Annotated in this window: 15 protein-coding genes and 1 tRNA gene; 8 read left to right on the plus strand and 8 right to left on the minus strand. The window is 65.4% G+C overall.

All coding sequences use genetic code 11. From position 1 onward, the window contains the following. Positions 1 to 214: 214 nt before the first annotated feature. From HIM68_RS04745 to HIM68_RS04755, 3 genes are read left to right on the plus strand one after another with little or no spacing between them, the layout of a single operon-like run. Positions 215 to 1,204, plus strand: a complete 990-nt coding sequence (locus HIM68_RS04745) for a MoxR family ATPase (protein WP_101546280.1) — start codon at positions 215 to 217, stop codon at positions 1,202 to 1,204. Between the two features lie 4 nt (positions 1,205 to 1,208). Next, the gene (locus HIM68_RS04750) at positions 1,209 to 2,468 is read left to right on the plus strand and encodes a DUF58 domain-containing protein (RefSeq protein WP_172170018.1); all 1,260 of its coding nucleotides are present in this window, start codon (positions 1,209 to 1,211) and stop codon (positions 2,466 to 2,468) included. Beyond that, positions 2,465 to 4,987: a DUF3488 and transglutaminase-like domain-containing protein gene (locus HIM68_RS04755; RefSeq protein ID WP_172170021.1), complete on the plus strand. Its 2,523-nt coding sequence runs from the start codon at positions 2,465 to 2,467 to the stop codon at positions 4,985 to 4,987. The genes HIM68_RS04750 and HIM68_RS04755 overlap by 4 nt, the downstream gene beginning before the upstream one ends. A 122-nt stretch (positions 4,988 to 5,109) precedes the next feature. On the opposite strand, the gene HIM68_RS04760 is transcribed toward HIM68_RS04755, so the two are convergent. From HIM68_RS04760 to dinB, 3 genes are all read right to left on the minus strand, one after another. Further along, a complete protein-coding gene (locus HIM68_RS04760) occupies positions 5,110 to 5,829 on the minus strand; it encodes an ElyC/SanA/YdcF family protein (RefSeq protein WP_172170024.1) in 720 nt (239 codons plus the stop codon). Between the two features lie 49 nt (positions 5,830 to 5,878). After that, on the minus strand, positions 5,879 to 6,286 hold the full coding sequence (locus HIM68_RS04765; RefSeq protein WP_172170027.1) for a DUF3040 domain-containing protein: 408 nt from the start codon (positions 6,284 to 6,286) through the stop codon (positions 5,879 to 5,881). 146 nt (positions 6,287 to 6,432) lie between these two features. Continuing rightward, positions 6,433 to 7,668, minus strand: coding sequence for a DNA polymerase IV (gene dinB, locus HIM68_RS04770; RefSeq protein WP_139908260.1), 1,236 nt, complete (start codon positions 7,666 to 7,668; stop codon positions 6,433 to 6,435). Between the two features lie 60 nt (positions 7,669 to 7,728). Here dinB and HIM68_RS04775 point away from each other — a divergent pair, with 60 nt between their 5' ends. Beyond that, positions 7,729 to 8,274 (plus strand): hypothetical protein, encoded by a 546-nt coding sequence (locus HIM68_RS04775; RefSeq protein ID WP_229664119.1) that lies wholly within the window; start codon positions 7,729 to 7,731, stop codon positions 8,272 to 8,274. Next, positions 8,271 to 9,551, plus strand: a complete 1,281-nt coding sequence (locus HIM68_RS04780) for a polyprenyl synthetase family protein (protein WP_253903710.1) — start codon at positions 8,271 to 8,273, stop codon at positions 9,549 to 9,551. Before HIM68_RS04775 ends, HIM68_RS04780 begins: the two co-directional genes overlap by 4 nt. Before the next feature lie 101 nt (positions 9,552 to 9,652). Here the strand turns inward: HIM68_RS04780 and HIM68_RS04785 are convergent, their stop codons facing one another. Next, positions 9,653 to 10,003, minus strand: a complete 351-nt coding sequence (locus HIM68_RS04785) for an Rv2175c family DNA-binding protein (protein WP_101546273.1) — start codon at positions 10,001 to 10,003, stop codon at positions 9,653 to 9,655. Between the two features lie 129 nt (positions 10,004 to 10,132). Here HIM68_RS04785 and HIM68_RS04790 point away from each other — a divergent pair, with 129 nt between their 5' ends. Both HIM68_RS04790 and HIM68_RS19285 read left to right on the plus strand, forming a co-directional pair. Further along, positions 10,133 to 11,272 (plus strand): LysM peptidoglycan-binding domain-containing protein, encoded by a 1,140-nt coding sequence (locus HIM68_RS04790; protein WP_172170030.1) that lies wholly within the window; start codon positions 10,133 to 10,135, stop codon positions 11,270 to 11,272. Beyond that, a complete protein-coding gene (locus tag HIM68_RS19285; RefSeq protein ID WP_172170033.1) occupies positions 11,269 to 13,536 on the plus strand; it encodes a PASTA domain-containing protein in 2,268 nt (755 codons plus the stop codon). Before HIM68_RS04790 ends, HIM68_RS19285 begins: the two co-directional genes overlap by 4 nt. A 152-nt stretch (positions 13,537 to 13,688) precedes the next feature. Here HIM68_RS19285 and HIM68_RS04800 read toward each other — a convergent pair whose 3' ends face one another. Genes HIM68_RS04800 through gcvH form a run of 4 tightly spaced genes read right to left on the minus strand, consistent with a single transcriptional unit; the run spans position 13,689 to position 17,136 of the window. Beyond that, positions 13,689 to 15,083, minus strand: a complete 1,395-nt coding sequence (locus tag HIM68_RS04800; RefSeq protein ID WP_139469752.1) for a class II 3-deoxy-7-phosphoheptulonate synthase — start codon at positions 15,081 to 15,083, stop codon at positions 13,689 to 13,691. Positions 15,084 to 15,093: 10 nt separating this feature from the next. Continuing rightward, positions 15,094 to 15,579 (minus strand): bifunctional nuclease family protein, encoded by a 486-nt coding sequence (locus HIM68_RS04805; RefSeq protein WP_101546269.1) that lies wholly within the window; start codon positions 15,577 to 15,579, stop codon positions 15,094 to 15,096. Between the two features lie 10 nt (positions 15,580 to 15,589). Next, entirely contained in the window at positions 15,590 to 16,732 is a 1,143-nt protein-coding gene (locus tag HIM68_RS19290; protein WP_172170036.1) for an FHA domain-containing protein, read from the minus strand. Then, positions 16,732 to 17,136 carry a glycine cleavage system protein GcvH gene (gcvH, locus tag HIM68_RS04815; RefSeq protein WP_172170039.1) on the minus strand — a complete coding sequence of 135 codons (405 nt, stop codon included), beginning with the start codon at positions 17,134 to 17,136 and terminating at the stop codon, positions 16,732 to 16,734. Before gcvH ends, HIM68_RS19290 begins: the two co-directional genes overlap by 1 nt. A 230-nt stretch (positions 17,137 to 17,366) precedes the next feature. On the opposite strand from gcvH, the gene HIM68_RS04820 reads away from it, so the two are divergent. Then, a tRNA-Pro gene (locus HIM68_RS04820) sits at positions 17,367 to 17,443 on the plus strand. Positions 17,444 to 17,545: the final 102 nt, after the last annotated feature.

A 17,545-nucleotide genomic window follows, 5' to 3' on the forward strand; every position in this document is an offset into this window, starting at 1 on the left:
CCGCGAGAATCCGGGGATCACGGGCGAGACCCGCGCCGAGGTGGAGGCGAGTGGGGAGGAAAGTGGAGGGTCCGCGTGGAGGAAAGTGGGGAGAGTGGTGGGGAGTGGGGTGGGGCGCCTCGGGGAGGGCGTGGGAGTGGGGAGAAGAAGGGAGTAACGAAGCTGAAAGAAACTCGTGTGGCTGGGGTGCGGGCTTTAAGGGACAATGGAGGGTATGTCGACCAGCCAAGAAGGTACACAGACCAATTCCGTGATCGGCGCCGAACACATCGAGTGGGTGCAGAATCTGACCTCGCGGGCACGCACCGCGATGAACTCGGTGCTCGAGGGCAAGGATGAGGCCGTCGGGCTCTCACTCATCGCACTGCTCGCCGGCGGACATGTCCTCCTCGAAGACGTCCCCGGCGTCGGCAAGACCCTGTTGGCCCGTGCCATGGGCAAGGTCGTCGACGGTTCCGTGCGCCGCATCCAGTTCACCCCGGACCTGCTGCCCACCGACGTCGTGGGTGTGAACCTGTTCAACCAGGAGACTCGTCACTTCGAGTTCCGACAGGGACCGGTGTTCGCGAACATCGTCATCGCCGACGAGATCAACCGCGCGTCCCCGAAGACGCAGTCGGCGATGCTCGAGTGCATGGCCGAGGGTCAGGCGACGATCGACGGGCAGACCTATCCGATGCCCACGCCGTTCATCGTCGTCGCCACTCAGAATCCGATCGACATGGAGGGCACCTACGCTCTGCCCGAGGCGCAGCGCGACCGCTTCCTCACCCGAATCTCCCTGGGATATCCGGCGACGTCCGATGAGGTCGATCTGCTGGACAACCAGATCCAGAACGATCCCCTCGAGACCGCTGCCGCGGTGACGAACCTCGAGCAGATCACTCAGGCCCGCACCATCGTCCGCCATGTCTCCGCCAGCCGGCAGCTGCGCGAGTACATCGTGGCGATCCTCCATGCCACCCGCAACGATCAGGCGATCCTGCTCGGCAGCTCCCCGCGCGGCGGCGTCCATCTGCTGCGGGCGGCGAAGGCACGCGCGGCACTGTCGGGGCGCACCTTCGTCACCCCCGACGATGTGCAGGCTCTGGCCCCGTACATCCTCGCCCACCGCATCATCCCCCGCGACGGAGACGACGCAGACCTGGCTGCCGACCTCATCGGTCGGGTGCTGTCCCGCGTGCCCGTCTCCGCGAACCAGTGACCGCATGCGACTGAGCACTTCGGGCATCATCTTCGTCCTGGCCGGGGCGGCCCTGATCATCACGGCCTACCGCTTCGCGCTGCCTGGCCTGCTGCCGGCCGGTCTGCTGCTGCTCGGCCTGGTCCTGCTCTCGGCGCTGCTCATCCTGTGGGGCACCCGTCGGGTGTCGATCGCGATGAGCACGAACCTCCACGAAGTGGCGCTGTCTCCTTCGGGAGACCGCTACCCGCTGGCCGCCGAAGGCAAAGAGGTCGAAGTCCAGGCGCGCGTGACGAATGTCGGCCAGCTCGCGATTCCCGCCGCGACGATCGATTTCACCCCGGCCGAGGGATTCGGCGACTCCACCTCCGGCGATGTCCCGGCTCTGGCCCATGGGGCATCGCAGACGGTGCTGACGTCGTTCACCCCCAATCGCCGCGGTGTCTCCGGGATCGATGCGGTCCTCATCACCGTGTTCGGACCCTTCGGCCTGGTGAAGATGAAGAAGAAGGCCCACGGGGCCTTTCCCGTGGCCGTGTCCGTGCCGATCCTGCCTGCGCGCATCCCGCAGGATTCGTCGATCCGGCCCTCCCGCCTCGACGACGGCAAGGTCCGCACCGGACACACCACCCGGGACTTCCACACACGTGAGTACGTGCCCGGCGATGATCTGCGGCATGTGCATTGGCCCTCGACGGCGAAGTCCGGCGAGCTCATGGTCCGGCACGAAGCCGATGAGGAGACGCTCCATTCGCTCATCCTCATCGACCTCGTCGCCGATGAGGGTGCCGAGGAGCCGACCGACCTCGAGATCGAGTTCCTGCTGGCCGCGGCGACCGCGGCCGGAACCGCGTTCCTCAAGGCCGATTACGAAGTCAATGTCGTCGCTCCCGGACACCAGATCAGATTCAAAGGAGCCCGCGAGATCGACAAGCTGCGTCTGCTCTCCGCCCTTGTGCGCCCGGGCAGGGTCGAACTGCCCTCGCACGACAACCCCAACCACATCGTCATCTGCTCCGTCGGCGACCAGCGCGGGCAGGAACTCGCCTCGCACTTCTCCCGCCGCGTGCCGGTGACTCTGCGCACGCTCAGCGAGATCGACGATCTGACGATGCTCGGTCTCAGCGAGGACCTGCCGGAGTCCTGGACGACGTTCGAGTCCAAGCGCTCTCGCAGCGGCACCGGTCGGACCTCGGCCGAACCCGGACCGGGAACTGCCTGTGCCGGCAGCGCGTCCGCGGCTCCGGGTGGTGCGAGCTCGACTCCGCAGGGGGTGCGCCGATGAGTCTGAATACTCCCGACACACGTCTGCGCGGAGCCAATTCCGAGTCTCCGGCGAACGGCTATTCGGCTCCCTCGTCGACGGGCGATGAGCGCCCGAGCACGGGCTGGCTCGAGGCGATCGTCGTCTTCGTCGCCATGGCCCTTACCGCTGTCGCCGTATCGGCGGTGTTCAAGGACTTCGCCTGGGTCTCGCCCGTCCTGGTCGCCGTCGCCGTCGTCGTCATCGTCGGCGCCGTGTTCCGCACCGTTCCGGCACTGCGCTCGACCGGCACCGCGGTCATCGCCCAGTGCGTGGCCGGTCTCATCGCGGTCTTCATCGTCTGCGCCGGGGATTCGCTTCTGCTCGGGTTCATCCCGACCGGTGAGTCCTTCGGAACGGTGATCGATCTGCTCTCCGAGGGGGTCAGCGACCTCTACGCGACCGCTCCCCCGGCGGCGAGCACACCGGGCTTCATCGCGATGCTCACGATCGCTTTCACCCTCATCACGATCCTCATCGACGGCCTCGTCTCGGATCTGCGGGCACCGAAGGTCGGCGGTGTGCTGCTGCTCGTGCTGTGGATGATCCCCGTCTACTTCGCCGCGCAGGAGGTGAAGTGGTGGCACATCGTCGCGATCCTCGCGGCGTTCCTGCTGCTCATGCTCAGCCCCTATCTGCCCGCGACCCGGTGGCGCGGAGGAATGACGGCGATCCTCGCCGGAGCTCTGGCTCTGGCGATCGGCATCGGCCTGCCCCTTCTGCTGCCCCCGGTGCCCACCCTGCCCGACCGGGCCTCGAAGGGCCAGGGCGATCTGACGGTGACGAACCCATTCCTCAACCTGCGCCAGAACCTCGGCGACCGGGATGACAAGACGCTGTTCAGCTACCAGACGACGGACGAGGACGCGGATCCGATCCGGTTGACCTCGATCGATGACTTCGACGGTGAGAACTGGGCACCGAGCCCGTTCAGCCTCGATCCGTTCGCGATCGCCGCCGACGGAATGCCATGGCCCGCGGGGATGCCGCGGGACAAGAACTTCAAGGAGCAGACGATCAGCGTCGCCGTCGGCGACGACTACGACCAGCAGTACCTGCCGTCTCCGTATGCTCCGCAGCAGCCGAAGGACCTGAGTCGTCGGTGGATCTTCGACGAGAAGACCTTGACGGTCGTCGGCAACGGTGAGAAGACCGGTGGACTGCAGTATTCGATGGACTATCTGTCCCCGAATCCCGACGTCGAGGATCTGCAGTCGGCAACTCCGGTGTCCGAGAGCGACTTCGAGACCGAACTCGCCGTCCCCGACTCCCTGCCGACCAGCGTGAAGGAGACCGCAGAGCGGGTCACCGCCGATGCGGATAACCAGTGGGAGGCCGCAGTCATGCTGCAGGCGTACTTCCGCGGCGGCGACTTCGAGTATTCGCTCGATGCCCCCGAACGGGCCAGCGGCGACGCGATCTCGGACTTCCTGGCCGATAAGCAGGGCTACTGCGTCCAGTTCTCCTCGGCCATGACGATCATGGCCCGGACGATGGGAATTCCGGCCCGCATCGGCGTCGGATACGCCGGCGGGGACGAATCCGAGAACGGCGTGGATGTGAGCATGCAGGATTCGCATGCCTGGCCGGAGCTCTACTTCGAAGGTGCCGGCTGGGTGCGCTTCGAACCCACCCCCGGCGGTCCCGCCGGAGATCCGCCGAAGTGGACCCTCGCCGATGGCGCCGACCAGCAGGAGGAGGGCGACGAGTCGGAATCTGCGAGCCCGAGCGAAGAACCGACCGAATCTGCTTCGCCGACCGGTGGCTCCGAGGAACCCACCGAGGAGGAGACGAGCACTCAGGCCGCAGAACCGGCCGGTTCGAACCTGGGCACTGTCATCGGCATCGCTGCGATCGTGCTCGTCCTGCTGCTGCTCGCGGCACTGCCTGCGATCTGGCGTTCGATCCTGCGCTCGCGCAGGACGAAGGATCCGCAGAATCTCGAAGCGGTGTGGACAGAGGTCCGTGCTCTGGCCACCGACTACGGGCAGAGCTTGGATTCGAGTCGGACGCTGCGCTTCAACGAGCTCGTGCTCGCCGGTGCCGTCCCTGCAACCGGTGCTGCCGGTGCCTCTGGCGGCGGGGCTGCGGATGCTTCCAGCTCGGCTGGTACGGATGCCGGCTCCACGGCGCCAGAGATCGATCCGGACACCGGCGAACCGATGCGAAAGACCGCCGCCGAGGCGGCTGCCGGCTCCGGTGCCGCCGCTGAGAATGCCGCCGGTTCCTCGACGTTCGATCGTTCGGATGAACGGCTGCGACGTCTGAGCAGCCCGGCCCCGTCACGTCCTTCCGAGTCGGGTCATGATGACTCTGCGCTCGGAGCGTTCGTCGATGCCCTCGAAGCCCAGCGCTACGGTGCGGCTACCGAGGCGCTCGATGACTCGGAGGTGCAAGCGCTCGTCGACGAAGTGAGAACAGACTTGTCGGAGCGGGCCACGCCGGGCAGTCGGATCTCCGCGAAGATCTGGCCGGCCAGCCTGTTCAATCGTCCGAAATGACGAGGAGCTGACGATCCTGGCCTCTACCTGACGGTCCTGGCTGATGAGCGAAGAGGCGGTCCTGTGGGCCGCCTCTTCGCTGTCTCGCAGAGTCTGGGCGCTCAGTGCGTGAGCGCGGGACCTCAGTGCCCTGCCGCGTGTTTCGCGTTCTCTCGATCGAGTGCACGCAGGGCGAGCAGGCCGCGCACGGCGGCGATGGGCTTCACCAGCGGCTGTTCACCGAACCGGTAGTCTCCCCCGCGGACCAGTCGTCGTGCCAGGTCCGGGCGCATCTGCCACAGGTGGTCACGGGCTTTCTCGGCATGATGGGAGTTCGAGACGATGCTGATCGTCGTGGCCGGGGTGAGTTCGCAGTCGATGATGGGGATCGCGTTGGCGATGTTCTCCCACGTCGTTGCGCTCTGAGCTTCCAGCACAGTTCGGCCGGCGAAGCCGAGTTCGTCCCGGGCGAAGCGTTCGAGGATGAGAGCCTCCGGTGTTCGTCCTGTGACGGCCCCTCCGCAGAGGATGAGGAGAGTCGACCGGGCTGTCGGATCGATCGACCGCAGACCCGCGCGGACCCTAAACCGGTTGATTCCGTTCGGTCGCTGACCGCAGTTTGCATATCCGAGGACGATGATGATCTGGTCACTGTCGGCTGTGGTCTCGTCTCTGCCTGCCGCGGTCAGGGCCCGAACGCCTGGACTCGACCACCGGTCGCTCCGTGATCGCCGGTCAACAGAGCCAGAGCTATCACAGTCTCCCAGCCGACGGTGGCTCGATCGCCAGTGGGCCGCCTCGGCGAAGGCGAAGACGCCGGCAAAGACGCCAAGGACAGTACCGGCGAGTACGCGGACCGGCATTGAAAAAGGCACTCTCATGTCGAGAGTGCCTTGATCGCCCTGAGCAGGATCATTCGCCGCGCTGGCGCTTCTCCCACCGGTCTTCCATTCGGCTCATGAATCCGGAGTTGCCCTTGGCACCGGTCTTCGCTCCGGAGTTCCGAGAGTCCGTCTGAGTGGTGTGCACATGGCCGGGACGGCTGAACGCCCAGTACATTCCGGCGACCATGAGGCCGAAGCCGACGACGCCGAGGGCGATCCACCATGCGGAGTTGGACACGAGCGAGATCGCGAGGATCGTCGCGGCCAGCCCGGCGAGTGCGATGAGAATACCGAGGACGAAGCGCTTCGCCGAGAAACCGGGCCCCGTGGCAGCGGCCTGGGTTTCCGAGATATTCCGGGCAAAACGAGGGTCTTCACTGCGCAGCTGCTTCTCAAGTTGATCCAACAGCTGCTGTTCGTGATCGGAGAGTGGCATCTCGAACCCCCGTTTCGCTTCCCAAGTCTTTCCCCCAATCATAGTCTCTGAGGTCATAGTCTCTGAGGGCCGAAAAAACATCTCCGGGGGCCGTCAGGAGCCGGATTCCCACGGGGTCTTCAGACTGTGCTCCCGCTCACCCGCTCTCAGGCCTCGGGGCGTTTGCGCAGAAGCGAGGCCTGCGAGATCGCTTCGCTGCCGAATCGCCGCCTCACCTCGTCGAGGGCGACCTCGGCTTCACGTCCGGAATGTTCTGGTTCGTCCAAGGTGGCCTGCCGTCCGGTGACGGCGAAATCGCTGAGGCCGGCGGCTCGGACGCCGAGCAGCCTGACTCCCTGGGAGCGCTGCTCACGCAGTTTGCGCAGAGCCGGGCGCAGCGCCTCGTACATCTCCCGGGCCAGATCCGTCGGCGCCGACAGAGTCACAGACCTCGACAGAGTCGTGAAATCGCCGAGACGGTACTTCAGTCCGAGGCTTGTGGCGACCTTTCCTTCTGCGCGGACTCGGTAGGCGACCTTGTCAGCGAGGCGCAGCAGTTCGTGTTCGAGCACGGCGACGTCCCAGATGTCCTCGCCGAAGGTGTTCTCAGCACTGATCGAGTGTTCCTTGGCCTGGTGGTCGAAACCGGACGAGTCCTGACCGTGGGCAGCCCGCCACAGCTGATGGCCGTGCGCACCGAAGACTCGTGCGGCCCAATCCTCGTCGACTGCGGCGAGGTCGCCGATGAGGCGGATTCCATAGCGGAAGAAGCCCTCCTGCGTCTTCTCCCCCACCCCGGGCAGGGCTTCGATGGGCATCGGGTCGAGGAACTGCTGGGTCGCGGCTGCGGGCACGAGCAGCTGGCCGTTCGGCTTCGCCCTCGTCGAGGCGAGTTTGGCCACGACGCGGCTGACGGCGATGCCCACCGAGGCGCTCAGACCGGTGCGCTCCTGGATCTGGGCTCGCAGCTGGGTGGTGATCTCCACCGGAGAGCCGAGCCGGCGCACGGCTCCGGAGACATCGATATAGGCTTCGTCGACGCTGACCTGCCGTACGTCGGGGGTCACCTCGGCGACGAGATCGAAGACTTGGCGGGAGTACGAGGAGTACAGGCCGTGGGAAGGCGGGATCACCTCGGCGACGGGGCACAGGTTCATGGCCCGCGACATCGGCATCGCCGCATGGACTCCGAACTCGCGGGCTTCATAGCTGGCCGAGACGACGACTCCGCGTCCGCTGCGTCCGCCGACGATGACGGGGCGGCCGACGAGATGCGGGCGACTGAGCAGCTCGACGGAGACGAAGAACGAGTCCATGTCGAGGTGGAGCATGGTGGCACCGGAGTCGTCCGTGCCCAGACGGCTCAGATCACCTCCGGATCGTGCCAGCTGCTTCCGACTCATCGCCTGCCCCTCGCGCTTGTTCCTTTCGGCTCCGCCGAACAGTCCAGGTACTCTTGAAGCATGGTATCGCGCACCGCTGTCATGACACTGCCCATCGTTGCCGCGCTCGCTCTCGCGGGCTGCTCGGGAAACGGTGGAGACAAGGCCGAATCGACCCCTTCGGCTTCTCAGGAGGCCCCTGCCTCCGCATCCCCTGCCGAATCCGAGACCGCCTCGGCCGAAGCATCGACCGAGGCCACAGGCTCGGACCCCGATACATCGAACGATGTGAAGGATCTGCCCGAGTACATCAAGCCGTACCCGGATTCCGAGGTGCTCTCCGCGTCGAGCGTCAAGGCTCACAACGACAAGGACAAGAAGCTGCCCGAACAGGTCAGCCTCGTCGTCAAGGCGAAGGCCGATGCCAAGGACATCTTCGAGTTCTACGAGAAGGAGCTCGGCAAGGCGGACTTCGAACGCCTCGGCGAAGAGGTGAAGACGAAGAGCGCCCGCGTGGTCAACTTCAAGCACAAGGACAATGACAGCGTCCTCGTCGTCACGGTCGCCGAGGATTCGGAGGACAAAGCGAATTCGATCGTGACCGTCGGCGGAAACATCGGTTCATGACCTCGCACAGATCGGGGATGACCGGCGACGCCCCTGAGCCCGGCCCGTCCACAGCACCCGGCTCGGCCGACGCCCCTCCCGCCCTTGTCGAGTTCCTCGACTCTCCCGAGTCCATCGCCGCCGAGGTGTCCGCCCAACTGGAGGCCTTCCTCGCTGAGAAGGCTGCCGAGTTCGAGGCGATCTCACCCGATGCGACAGCGATCGGCGACGCGCTCATCGAGTTCACCCGCGGCGGCAAGAGGATCCGCCCCGTCCTGCTGTGGTGGGGTTTCCAGCTCGCCGGCGGTGACGTCCGCGCCGGCGAGGCAGGCGGGACCACAGCCGACCGGACAGCCGGCTCCGCAGCCGACCTCACCGCGGGTCTGGCGCAGGCGGCCGGTTCGCTCGAGCTGCTCCACGCCGCCGCGCTCATCCATGATGATGTCATCGACAATTCGGACACCCGTCGTGGTCGGCCGGCCCTGCACCGACAGTTCGAGGCCCACCATCAGCGCTCCGGCTTCCATGGCGACGGCGCGTCCTTCGGCGTCTCCGCTTCCATCGTCATCGGCGATATCTGCCTGGCGCTGAGCGAGGAGCTCTTCGAACGATCGCAGGAGGCCCTGGGCAACAGCCGCACGGCCCTCGAGCTGCGCGGAACAGTGCGCCGAGATGTCATGGTCGGCCAGTACCTCGACGTACTCGCCGAGGTCATTCCGCTCAGCGACGACCGGATCGCCGAACGCGCGTGGGAGGTCCTGAGCTATAAGTCCGCGAAGTATTCGGTCGAGCAGCCGCTCCTCCTCGGCGCGGCCCTGGCCGGAGCGGATGGTGGGCAGCTGCAGGAGATCTCCGCTTTCGGCCTCCCCCTCGGACAGGCGTTCCAGCTGCGCGACGATGTGCTCGGCATCGCCGGTGACCCCGAGGCCACAGGCAAACCCGCCGGCGACGATATCCGGGAGGGCAAACGCACCGTGCTCATCGCCGAGACCGCGGCCCGGATCTCGGCGGACCAGCTCGAAGTCCTCGCCGCGCGGTTGGGCGATCCGGATCTCAGCGACGCCGAGGTGGCCGAATGCGTTGACATTATCACGGACTCGGGCGGTCTCGCCGCCGTCGAATCCTTCATCGCGGACAAGCATGCCCACGCAGCGACGATCGTCGATACGTGGGCAGAAGCCGATGCCGGTGCAGGTTCAGCGGCAGGGCCGACCGCCTCGGCGCAGGTGCGCATCGGATCGGCCGCACAGGAGCGACTCAAGGGTTTTGCGAAAGCGCTGAGCTACCGCTCCAGCTGAGGCCGGCGAACAGGTCTGCTCGCTTCGAGGGTGCCGCGTTGACCACGTCAAACGCTGCTCACCTCAAGGGTGCTGCGCTGCTCTCCTCGAGCCCGCGCAGATCAGAACGCGAGGGCTTGAGCGCGGCGGCGCACTTCCTTCTTGTTACCCGAGCGAAGCAGGTCGATGGGCCGGCCGGGCAGGGACTCGTCATGGGTGAAGAGCCACACGATGGCTTCTTCGTAGTCGAATCCGGCGTCGTAGAGGGTGTGCAGGGTGCCTTTGAGCGGTTTGACGACCTCGCCGTCGACGAAGAAGGCCAACGGAACCCGCAGAACCTTCGGATTGCCGATCTTGATTCCGCAGATGGCGCCGTCTTCGAGCAGCCTCCGCACTTGGGAGATGCCGAGCCCGGTGAGCTCTGCGATGTCGGGCAGCGGGGCCCAGTCCTGGACGAGTTCTTCGGTATTCACGCCCTCAAGCGTAGCAATATTCGGCAGAAACACCCCGCCATGCGGTGCCGAATGCTCGGGTCGAGCCCGCCTACTCGTTAGGCTGGAGACCGTAGCTTCCCCACTCGACATGAAGTCAACAGGTGACAGATGACACGACCGCGACGGCACAGGCCCGTCACCGCCGCTCCTGACATCCGCGCCGCATCGAAGGTGAATTCGACCGGTCCGATCCCAGGAGCCGAACGGGTCGACCCCGAAAACGACTCCCCCACCGAGGTGGCCCCCACCACCGAATCCCCCGACGATCAGTCCGATGACGGCGTCGAGGACACATCCGACCGTCGCCCCGCTGACGAGGACGCAGCCACCTCGAGCACCGGTCCGCAGTGGATCTCGGGCACCGCGAGTGCCACCGTTCCCGTCACCCACGGCGGCCGCACATACAAGGTCAAGCAGGGCGACACCCTCTACGGTGTGGCCAGCAAACACGGCGTCTCAGTGCCCGCGCTGGCCGAACTCAACCGCATCTCGCCGCGTCAGAACCTCCACCAGGGTCAGGTCCTGTCCCTGCCGGAGAAGAACGATCTACCGGACGATGATCCCTCACACGTCGTTGCCCCGGGTGACACCCTGCAGGGGATCGCGGCGCGGCACGGAATCTCGCCGGCGACCCTGCGGCAGGCCAACGCCATGGGCGAAGATTCGTTCATCACGGTCGGCGAACTCCTCCTGCTGCGACCGTCGAAGGCCCGCCCGCGTCGCACCCCGGCCGAACCGCCGAGCGACGTGCCCCGCGTCGCCGCCAGCGCGCAGGTCGAGGGCATCCGCCCCTCGGTGCTCCACGCGGCGCGACTGAACAAATACACTCTGCTGCACCGCCGCCATCCGGCCCCGGCGCAGGCGAAGCTGCTCGTCGCCTCGCTGGCTGTCGAGCTCGGCGCCGATCCCGCCCTCATGCAGGCCCTCGCCGCTGCCGAATCCGGTTTCCAGCACACGACGGTCTCGGCCGGCAACGCGATCGGGATCATGCAGATCACTCCCCGATCCGGTCGCTGGGCGTCCGATATCGTCGGTCGCGGACTCGACCTGCTCGACATCGAAGACAATATCGTCGCCGGCACCGTCATCCTCGGCTGGCTCATCGAAACCGCCGAATCGGAGAACGAAGCCATCGCCGGCTACTACCAGGACCTGCGCTCGGTTCGCGCCGACGGACTGCTGCCGGAGACGAAGGCCTTCGTCCGCGCCGTCCAACTGCAGCGTGCGCGTTTGGAGGAGGCCCTGTGACCGCCCGCCGAGATCCCCTCATCGGCACGGTGCTCAATGAGCGCTACCGCATCGATGCCAAGATCGCCCGCGGCGGCATGGCCATGGTCTACCGCGGCACCGACCTGCGACTCGACCGTGAGATCGCGATCAAGGTCATGCATGAGCACCTCATCTCCGATGACACCTTCGTCGAACGCTTCCGCCGGGAGGCCATCAACGCCGGTCGGCTCACCCACCCGAACCTCGTGGCCATCCACGATCAGGCGCGCGACGGCGACATCGTCTACCTCGTCATGGAATACCTGCCGTCGGTGACGCTCCGCCGCGAGCTCAAGCACCGCGGAACCTTCACGCCCAGACAGGCGATCGTCGTCCTCGATGCGATCCTCGCCGCGCTCGAGGCCGTGCACTCGACCGGGATCATCCATCGCGATCTCAAACCCGACAATGTGCTGCTGGGCACCGACGGTCAGGTCAAGCTAGCCGACTTCGGTCTGGCCCGTGCCGTGACCACGGCAACGACGACCAAGACCCTCATCGGCACGGTCGGCTATGTTGCTCCCGAACTCGTCACCCGAGCCGGAGCAGATGCCCGCACCGATCTGTACACGGTCGGCATCATGTTCTACGAGATGCTCACCGGCGCTCAGCCGTATACCGATGACGTCCCGATCCAGGTCGCGTACCGTCACGTCCACGATACGGTTCCGCCGCCGTCGGACGTCGTCACCCGCCTGAGTCCGCGCTTGGACGCGCTGGTGCTGTGGGCGACGTCGAAGGACCCCGAGGACCGTCCTGCCGATGCCGCCGAGTTCCGCTTAGCGTTGGCAGAAGCGCGCGCGGAGATGTCCGAGGCCGAGCTCGACCTCGGAGATCCGCAGATCGCCACCGGTGAGCACTCCCCCGTGCTCACCGCGAGCATCGACCTCGGCGAGGAGGTGCCGAAGGAGAAGCGCTCCCGCACCGACGAGATCCCGTATCTCGAAGGCGAAGAGGACGACACCGAGGCGGACACAGGTGCGGCTGATCCCGACGATGCCGATGACGACGAGTCCTCCGCCGAGGCGGCTGTCGCGGAAGCTTCCCACGACGATGCCGACGGGGTCGACGGTGTCGAATCGAGCGACTCTGATCTTGACGCTGACGCCGACTCCGATGACGCCGATCATGGCGATGACGACCACACTGACGGTGCCGCCGGCGCGGCCGCCGTCGCTGCGGCCGAAGTCGGAGTGGCCGGCGCCGCGGTTGCCGGTGCCGGTGCCGGTGCCGTCTCGGAATCCCCCGACGCAGACACGTTGGGCGCGGAAGCCGCAGGCGCTGCCGCCGATTCAGCTGATTCTGACGCTTCGGACGGTTCCGCTGATCGAGAGGACTCCGACGACGAACCGGTGTCGAAGGATTCGGATTCCGACCGCCACGATAAGGCTGCGGTGGTCGCCGGCTCCGCGGCCGCCTCGGCGGGGGCATCTCCCGTCCAACGTCGCCGACGTCGTGTCCTTACGGGACTCGTCGCCGTGGTTGCCGTCCTCGCTCTGGTCGCCTGGTTCGTGGTGGCGAACCTGCCGACACCGAAATCCATCGTTCCCGGTGAGCTGGCGGGCAAGCCCGTCGGGGAAGTCACCTCGCAGCTGGAGGACAACGATCTCAAGGCCGAGCCCAAAGAGGTCTTCGACGACAAGGTTCCCGCCGGGACTGTCATCGGCACCGAACCCGTCAGCGGTGCAGAACTCGCTCCTGACTCTTCCGTCACGGTCGTCGTGTCCAAGGGTGAGGAGAAGTTCGCGGTTCCGAAGCTCGAGGGCACGACCCGCGACGAAGCAGAGGCCGCGCTGAAGAAGGTCAACCTCGAGGTCGGCAAGGTCGAGGAGAAGTACAGCGACACTGTCGCCAAGGACTCCGTCATCTCGGCATCGCAGAAGGCCGGAACCAAGCTGTCGAAAGGCGAGAAGATCGATCTCGTCGTGTCCAAGGGCGTCGCGCCGATCCCGGTTCCCAACGTCGAGGGGCTGACCTTCGACGCCGCCTATGCGACCCTGGCCAAGCGCGGATTCCGCGTCGGCAAGGACGAGGTGTTCTCCGACGACGTACCCAAGGGCAAGGTTGTCTCGCAGTTCCCGAAGAGCACCGAGGCGAAGCCCGCGAACTCTCTCATCATCGTCCGCGTGTCCAAGGGCAAGGAGAAGAAAGAAGACTCCGACTCGAAGGATGACAAGAAGGACGAGAAGAACGATTCCAAGGACAAGAAGTCTGACGACAAGAAGGACGACAAAGACAAATAGGACTCGTCGGTCAGACGTGTCGGTCGGTCAGGCACGACGGGCGGACAGGCACGACGGGTCGCTCGGGCGCAGATGATTCCGGTCGGTCAGACGACAAAGCCGGGGGCTCCGCAGAGATTCTGCGGAGCCCCCGGCTTTGTCAGTTGTGGCGGTTACTGCCGTCGGGTGAGGTACTCGGCGACCTGGAACGCCATCTCCAGCGACTGATCGTGGTTGAGGCGCGGGTCGACGAGGGTCTCGTAGCGGCGACGCAGGCCCTCGTCGTCGATCTCGGTGGCCCCGCCCATGATCTCGGTGACGTCATCGCCGGTGAGTTCGATGTGCAGTCCACCGGGGATCGTGCCCGCCTCAGCGTGCGCGTTGAAGAATCCTTCGACCTCGGCCATGACGTCTTCGAAGCGGCGGGTCTTGTACCCGGTGTTCGAGGTGATCGTGTTGCCGTGCATCGGGTCGCAGACCCAGGTCACATGCGGCAGACGGTCGCCGATTCCCGACAGCAGAGCCGGCAGCGACTCACCGATCTGACCGGCACCCATCCGGGTGACGAAGGTCAGGCGGCCGGGCTCGGCGTCCGGGTCGAGTTTCTCGGCCAGGGCCAGGGCGTCATCAGCCGTGGCAGTGGGTCCGAGCTTGACGCCGATGGGGTTGCGCACCTTGGACAGGAAGTCGACATGGGCGCCGTCGATCTCGCGGGTGCGTTCGCCGATCCACAGGAAGTGTCCGGACACGTCGTAGGCTTCACCGGTGCGTGAGTCGATGCGAGTCAGTGCACGTTCGTATTCGAGCAGCAGCGCCTCGTGGGCGGCGTAGAACTCGGTGGTCTTGAGCGCATCGAAGTCGGCTCCGCAGGCATCCATGAAGCGGATGGCACGGTCGATCTCGGCAGCGGTCTGCTCGTAGCGCTGGTAGCCGGGGTTCGATGCGAGGAAACCGCGGTTCCAGTCGTGGACGAATCGCAGATCGGCGAAGCCGCCCTGGGTGAACGCACGGATGAGGTTCAGCGTGGAAGCGGAGATGTGGTACGCCTTGAGCAGACGTTCCGGATCGTGGCGGCGGGATTCCTCGGTGAACTCGTAGCCGTTGACGATGTCGCCGCGGAACGACGGCAGGGTGACTCCGTCACGGGTCTCCATATCGGCCGAACGCGGCTTCGCGAACTGACCGGCCATGCGGCCGATCTTCACCACGGGCATCGATCCGCCGTAGGTCAGCACGGCCGCCATCTGCAGAACCGTCTGCACACGAGCCCGGATCTTGTCCGCCTGGGCTCCGTCGAAGGATTCGGCGCAGTCGCCGCCCGCCAGGACGAAGGCTTCTCCGCGCGAGGCGGCGGCGATCCGCTGCTTAAGCACATCGGCTTCACCGGCGAAGACCAACGGGGGTGAGTTGCGCAGATCGGTGAGCACCTCGTCGAGCGCAGCACTGTCAAGATACGTCGGCTGCTGCTTCGGATCCATCTCTCGCCAGTCGTCGAGACCGCGGAGATTGTCGTGGCCGGCAGCGGCGATTTCTCTGTTGGACAGGACCGGATCGGTGTGGAGACTCAATGTTTCACTTTCATGGGTTTTCGGTACCGGTCTCGAAGTCCTCGGCCGAGACATTGTCGAGGAAGTCTCTGAACTGTGCGACTTCCTCTTCATCGGCCTCGGGGGCTTCGATTCCGGACTCTTCAAGCAATTGTGTTTCGACGAACACGGGGCAGTCGGCTGTCAGCGCCAGTGTCACCGCGTCCGAAGGGCGCGCGGAGATCGACTTCCCGTCATTCGTGTGCAGCTCTGCCAGGAAGATCTGACCGTCCTTGCCGGTGATCGTCACGTCCTGCAGCTCGGCCCCGTACTTCTCGAGGACGTCGAGCAGCAGAGCGTGCGACATGGGGCGCGGCGGGGTCAGTCCCCGCTGCGCGATCGAGAGCGCATTGGCTTCGATCGCACCGACCCAGATCGGCAGATAGTAAGCAGGTTCGCTGGCCTTGAGCAGCAGAATCGGTTGGTTGGCGGGCATTTCGATGCGGACGCCGACAACCTCGACTTCGACTTTTGACATTATCCCCCGGTCAGGAGCGCGGACGCTGCTGGAAGATCATTCGGAACTTGCCGATCTGCACATCGGCTCCGTTCTGCAGTTCGATGGAGTCGATGAGCTGACGGCCCACATAGGTGCCGTTGAGCGAACCCGTGTCGCGCAGAGTGAACCCGCTGGGAGTGCGGATGAACTCGGCATGCTTACGAGAGACCGTGACGTCATCGAGGAAGATGTCGGCATTCGGGCTGCGACCCACCGTGACCACGTCGGTGTCGAGCAGGATCTGTGAACCGGAGTCCGGTCCGGAGACGACGACGAGCAGAGCATCGGCGTCCTGCAGACCTTCGAGGTCGGGCACAGGGTGGATCTCGCCGGTGTGCGGATCCAGGATTCCCTGGAACTGCTGGCTACCCGAATCGTTCATCGGGTCCTGTCCGCCGTTCGTCGGAGCGCCCTGCGGCTGGCCGCCTTGGGGCTGACCCGACTGGGGCTGACCATACTGGCCGGGGCCGGGCTGGCTGCCCTGCTGCTGGTTGGGATCGAACTGGCCGTACTGGCCGGCACCGTTCGAACCGTACTGCTGCTGGCCGCCCTGCTGCGGATGGTTCCCGTACTGCGGCTGACCTTGGCTGCCCTGAGGCTGCGCAAACTGACCGGCACCATTGGAGCCGTACTGCTGCTGGCTCTGGCCGCCCTGAGGCTGACCGCTCTGCGGCTGGCCGTAGTTCTGCGGCGGATACTGATTCTGCTGAGGCTGATACTGCGGCTGCCCCTGACTGCCCTGCCCCTGTCCGGCATACGGCTGATTCGCCGGCTGCGACGCACCATAGTTCTGTCCGCCCTGCGGGGTGCCGCCGAACTGCTGACCATTGCCATAGCTCTGGCCGCCCTGGGGCGTTCCGCCGTAGTTCTGGCCACCTTGAGGCGTTCCGCCGAACTGCTGGCCATTGCCGTACTGCGGTGCCTGAGGGGCACCGTCGGCAGGCTGCTGACCGTAGGGAGGGGTGTTCCCCTGACCGTTCTGGTCGACCTGAGGGTTCATCCGAGTCGCCGACTCGTCAGCGCCGTTGCCGTTTCCGGCCCCGAACGGGAACTTCTTCGACTGCGGGACCTGTCCGTTGTCATACCAGGGCTGCGAGGGGGTCGGACGATTCTGATCGTGGTTCTGCGACATTACGCCTCCTCGCTCTGAATGAGCTCTTTGTACGCCTCGCTGTCCATCAGCGATTCGAGCTGTGTGGGGTCACTGAGTTCGACGAGATACATCCACCCGTCTTCGAAGGGAGACGAGTTCACCGTCTCCGGTGAATCGTCGAGTGAGTCGTTGACCTCTGTGACGGTCCCCGACACAGGTGCGATCAGATCGGAGACACTCTTCGTGCTCTCGACTTCGCCGCAGGACTCCCCTGCGGTGACCGAATCCCCGGTTTCAGGCAGGTCGACATAGACGACGTCACCCAGCTGTTCCTGGGCGAAATCAGTGATACCCACACGGACTACTGCGTTGTCTTCCGTGGTCGCGACCCACTCGTGGTCGCGCGAGTACCGCAAAGACACTGGATAATCCAGATCTGCCATGTCGACTCCTCTAGTTTGTCGGTGTACCAAGCATAGCCGCCTGGGCCACTTTCATAACAATCACGAAACGGAAATGTTACTGAGTCACCCTGTCAGGCATCTGCAGGACCCGCTTCTTCGGTATCTACCTGGGATGATACCTGTTTTTCGAAGGTCACGGAACGCGGTTTTGGCAGTTGGCCTCCGATCGGTATAAGCTAGTTCTCGTTGCCCACGAGGGAGTACGGTAACGGGCTATGGCGCAGCTTGGTAGCGCGCTTCACTGGGGGTGAAGAGGTCGTGGGTTCAAATCCCGCTAGCCCGACCACCCGGGTCATCACCCGCTTTCAATAGAATGTGTCGCCACTTCGCTGAGACGAAGGAGCGGCACATTTTTCGTTCCCCGAACCTGTCAGCCCCGCGTTGTGGC

The sequence above is a fragment of the Brevibacterium sp. CT2-23B genome (assembly GCF_013168765.1).
Classification (GTDB): Bacteria; Actinomycetota; Actinomycetes; order Actinomycetales; family Brevibacteriaceae; genus Brevibacterium; species Brevibacterium sediminis.

What these genes read in the sequence shown, in the direction of transcription:
- HIM68_RS04765 (WP_172170027.1), bottom strand. Translation starts at nt 6,286, where the DNA reads ATGCCACTCTCCGATCACGAACAGCAGCTGTTGGATCAACTTGAGAAG.
- HIM68_RS04745 (WP_101546280.1), top strand. Translation starts at nt 215, where the DNA reads ATGTCGACCAGCCAAGAAGGTACACAGACCAATTCCGTGATCGGCGCC.
- HIM68_RS04805 (WP_101546269.1), bottom strand. Translation starts at nt 15,579, where the DNA reads ATGTCAAAAGTCGAAGTCGAGGTTGTCGGCGTCCGCATCGAAATGCCC.
- HIM68_RS04755 (WP_172170021.1), top strand. Translation starts at nt 2,465, where the DNA reads ATGAGTCTGAATACTCCCGACACACGTCTGCGCGGAGCCAATTCCGAG.
- HIM68_RS19290 (WP_172170036.1), bottom strand. Translation starts at nt 16,732, where the DNA reads ATGTCGCAGAACCACGATCAGAATCGTCCGACCCCCTCGCAGCCCTGG.
- HIM68_RS04775 (WP_229664119.1), top strand. Translation starts at nt 7,729, where the DNA reads ATGGTATCGCGCACCGCTGTCATGACACTGCCCATCGTTGCCGCGCTC.
- HIM68_RS04790 (WP_172170030.1), top strand. Translation starts at nt 10,133, where the DNA reads ATGACACGACCGCGACGGCACAGGCCCGTCACCGCCGCTCCTGACATC.
- HIM68_RS04760 (WP_172170024.1), bottom strand. Translation starts at nt 5,829, where the DNA reads ATGCCGGTCCGCGTACTCGCCGGTACTGTCCTTGGCGTCTTTGCCGGC.
- HIM68_RS04750 (WP_172170018.1), top strand. Translation starts at nt 1,209, where the DNA reads ATGCGACTGAGCACTTCGGGCATCATCTTCGTCCTGGCCGGGGCGGCC.
- HIM68_RS04780 (WP_253903710.1), top strand. Translation starts at nt 8,271, where the DNA reads ATGACCTCGCACAGATCGGGGATGACCGGCGACGCCCCTGAGCCCGGC.
- gcvH (WP_172170039.1), bottom strand. Translation starts at nt 17,136, where the DNA reads ATGGCAGATCTGGATTATCCAGTGTCTTTGCGGTACTCGCGCGACCAC.
- dinB (WP_139908260.1), bottom strand. Translation starts at nt 7,668, where the DNA reads ATGAGTCGGAAGCAGCTGGCACGATCCGGAGGTGATCTGAGCCGTCTG.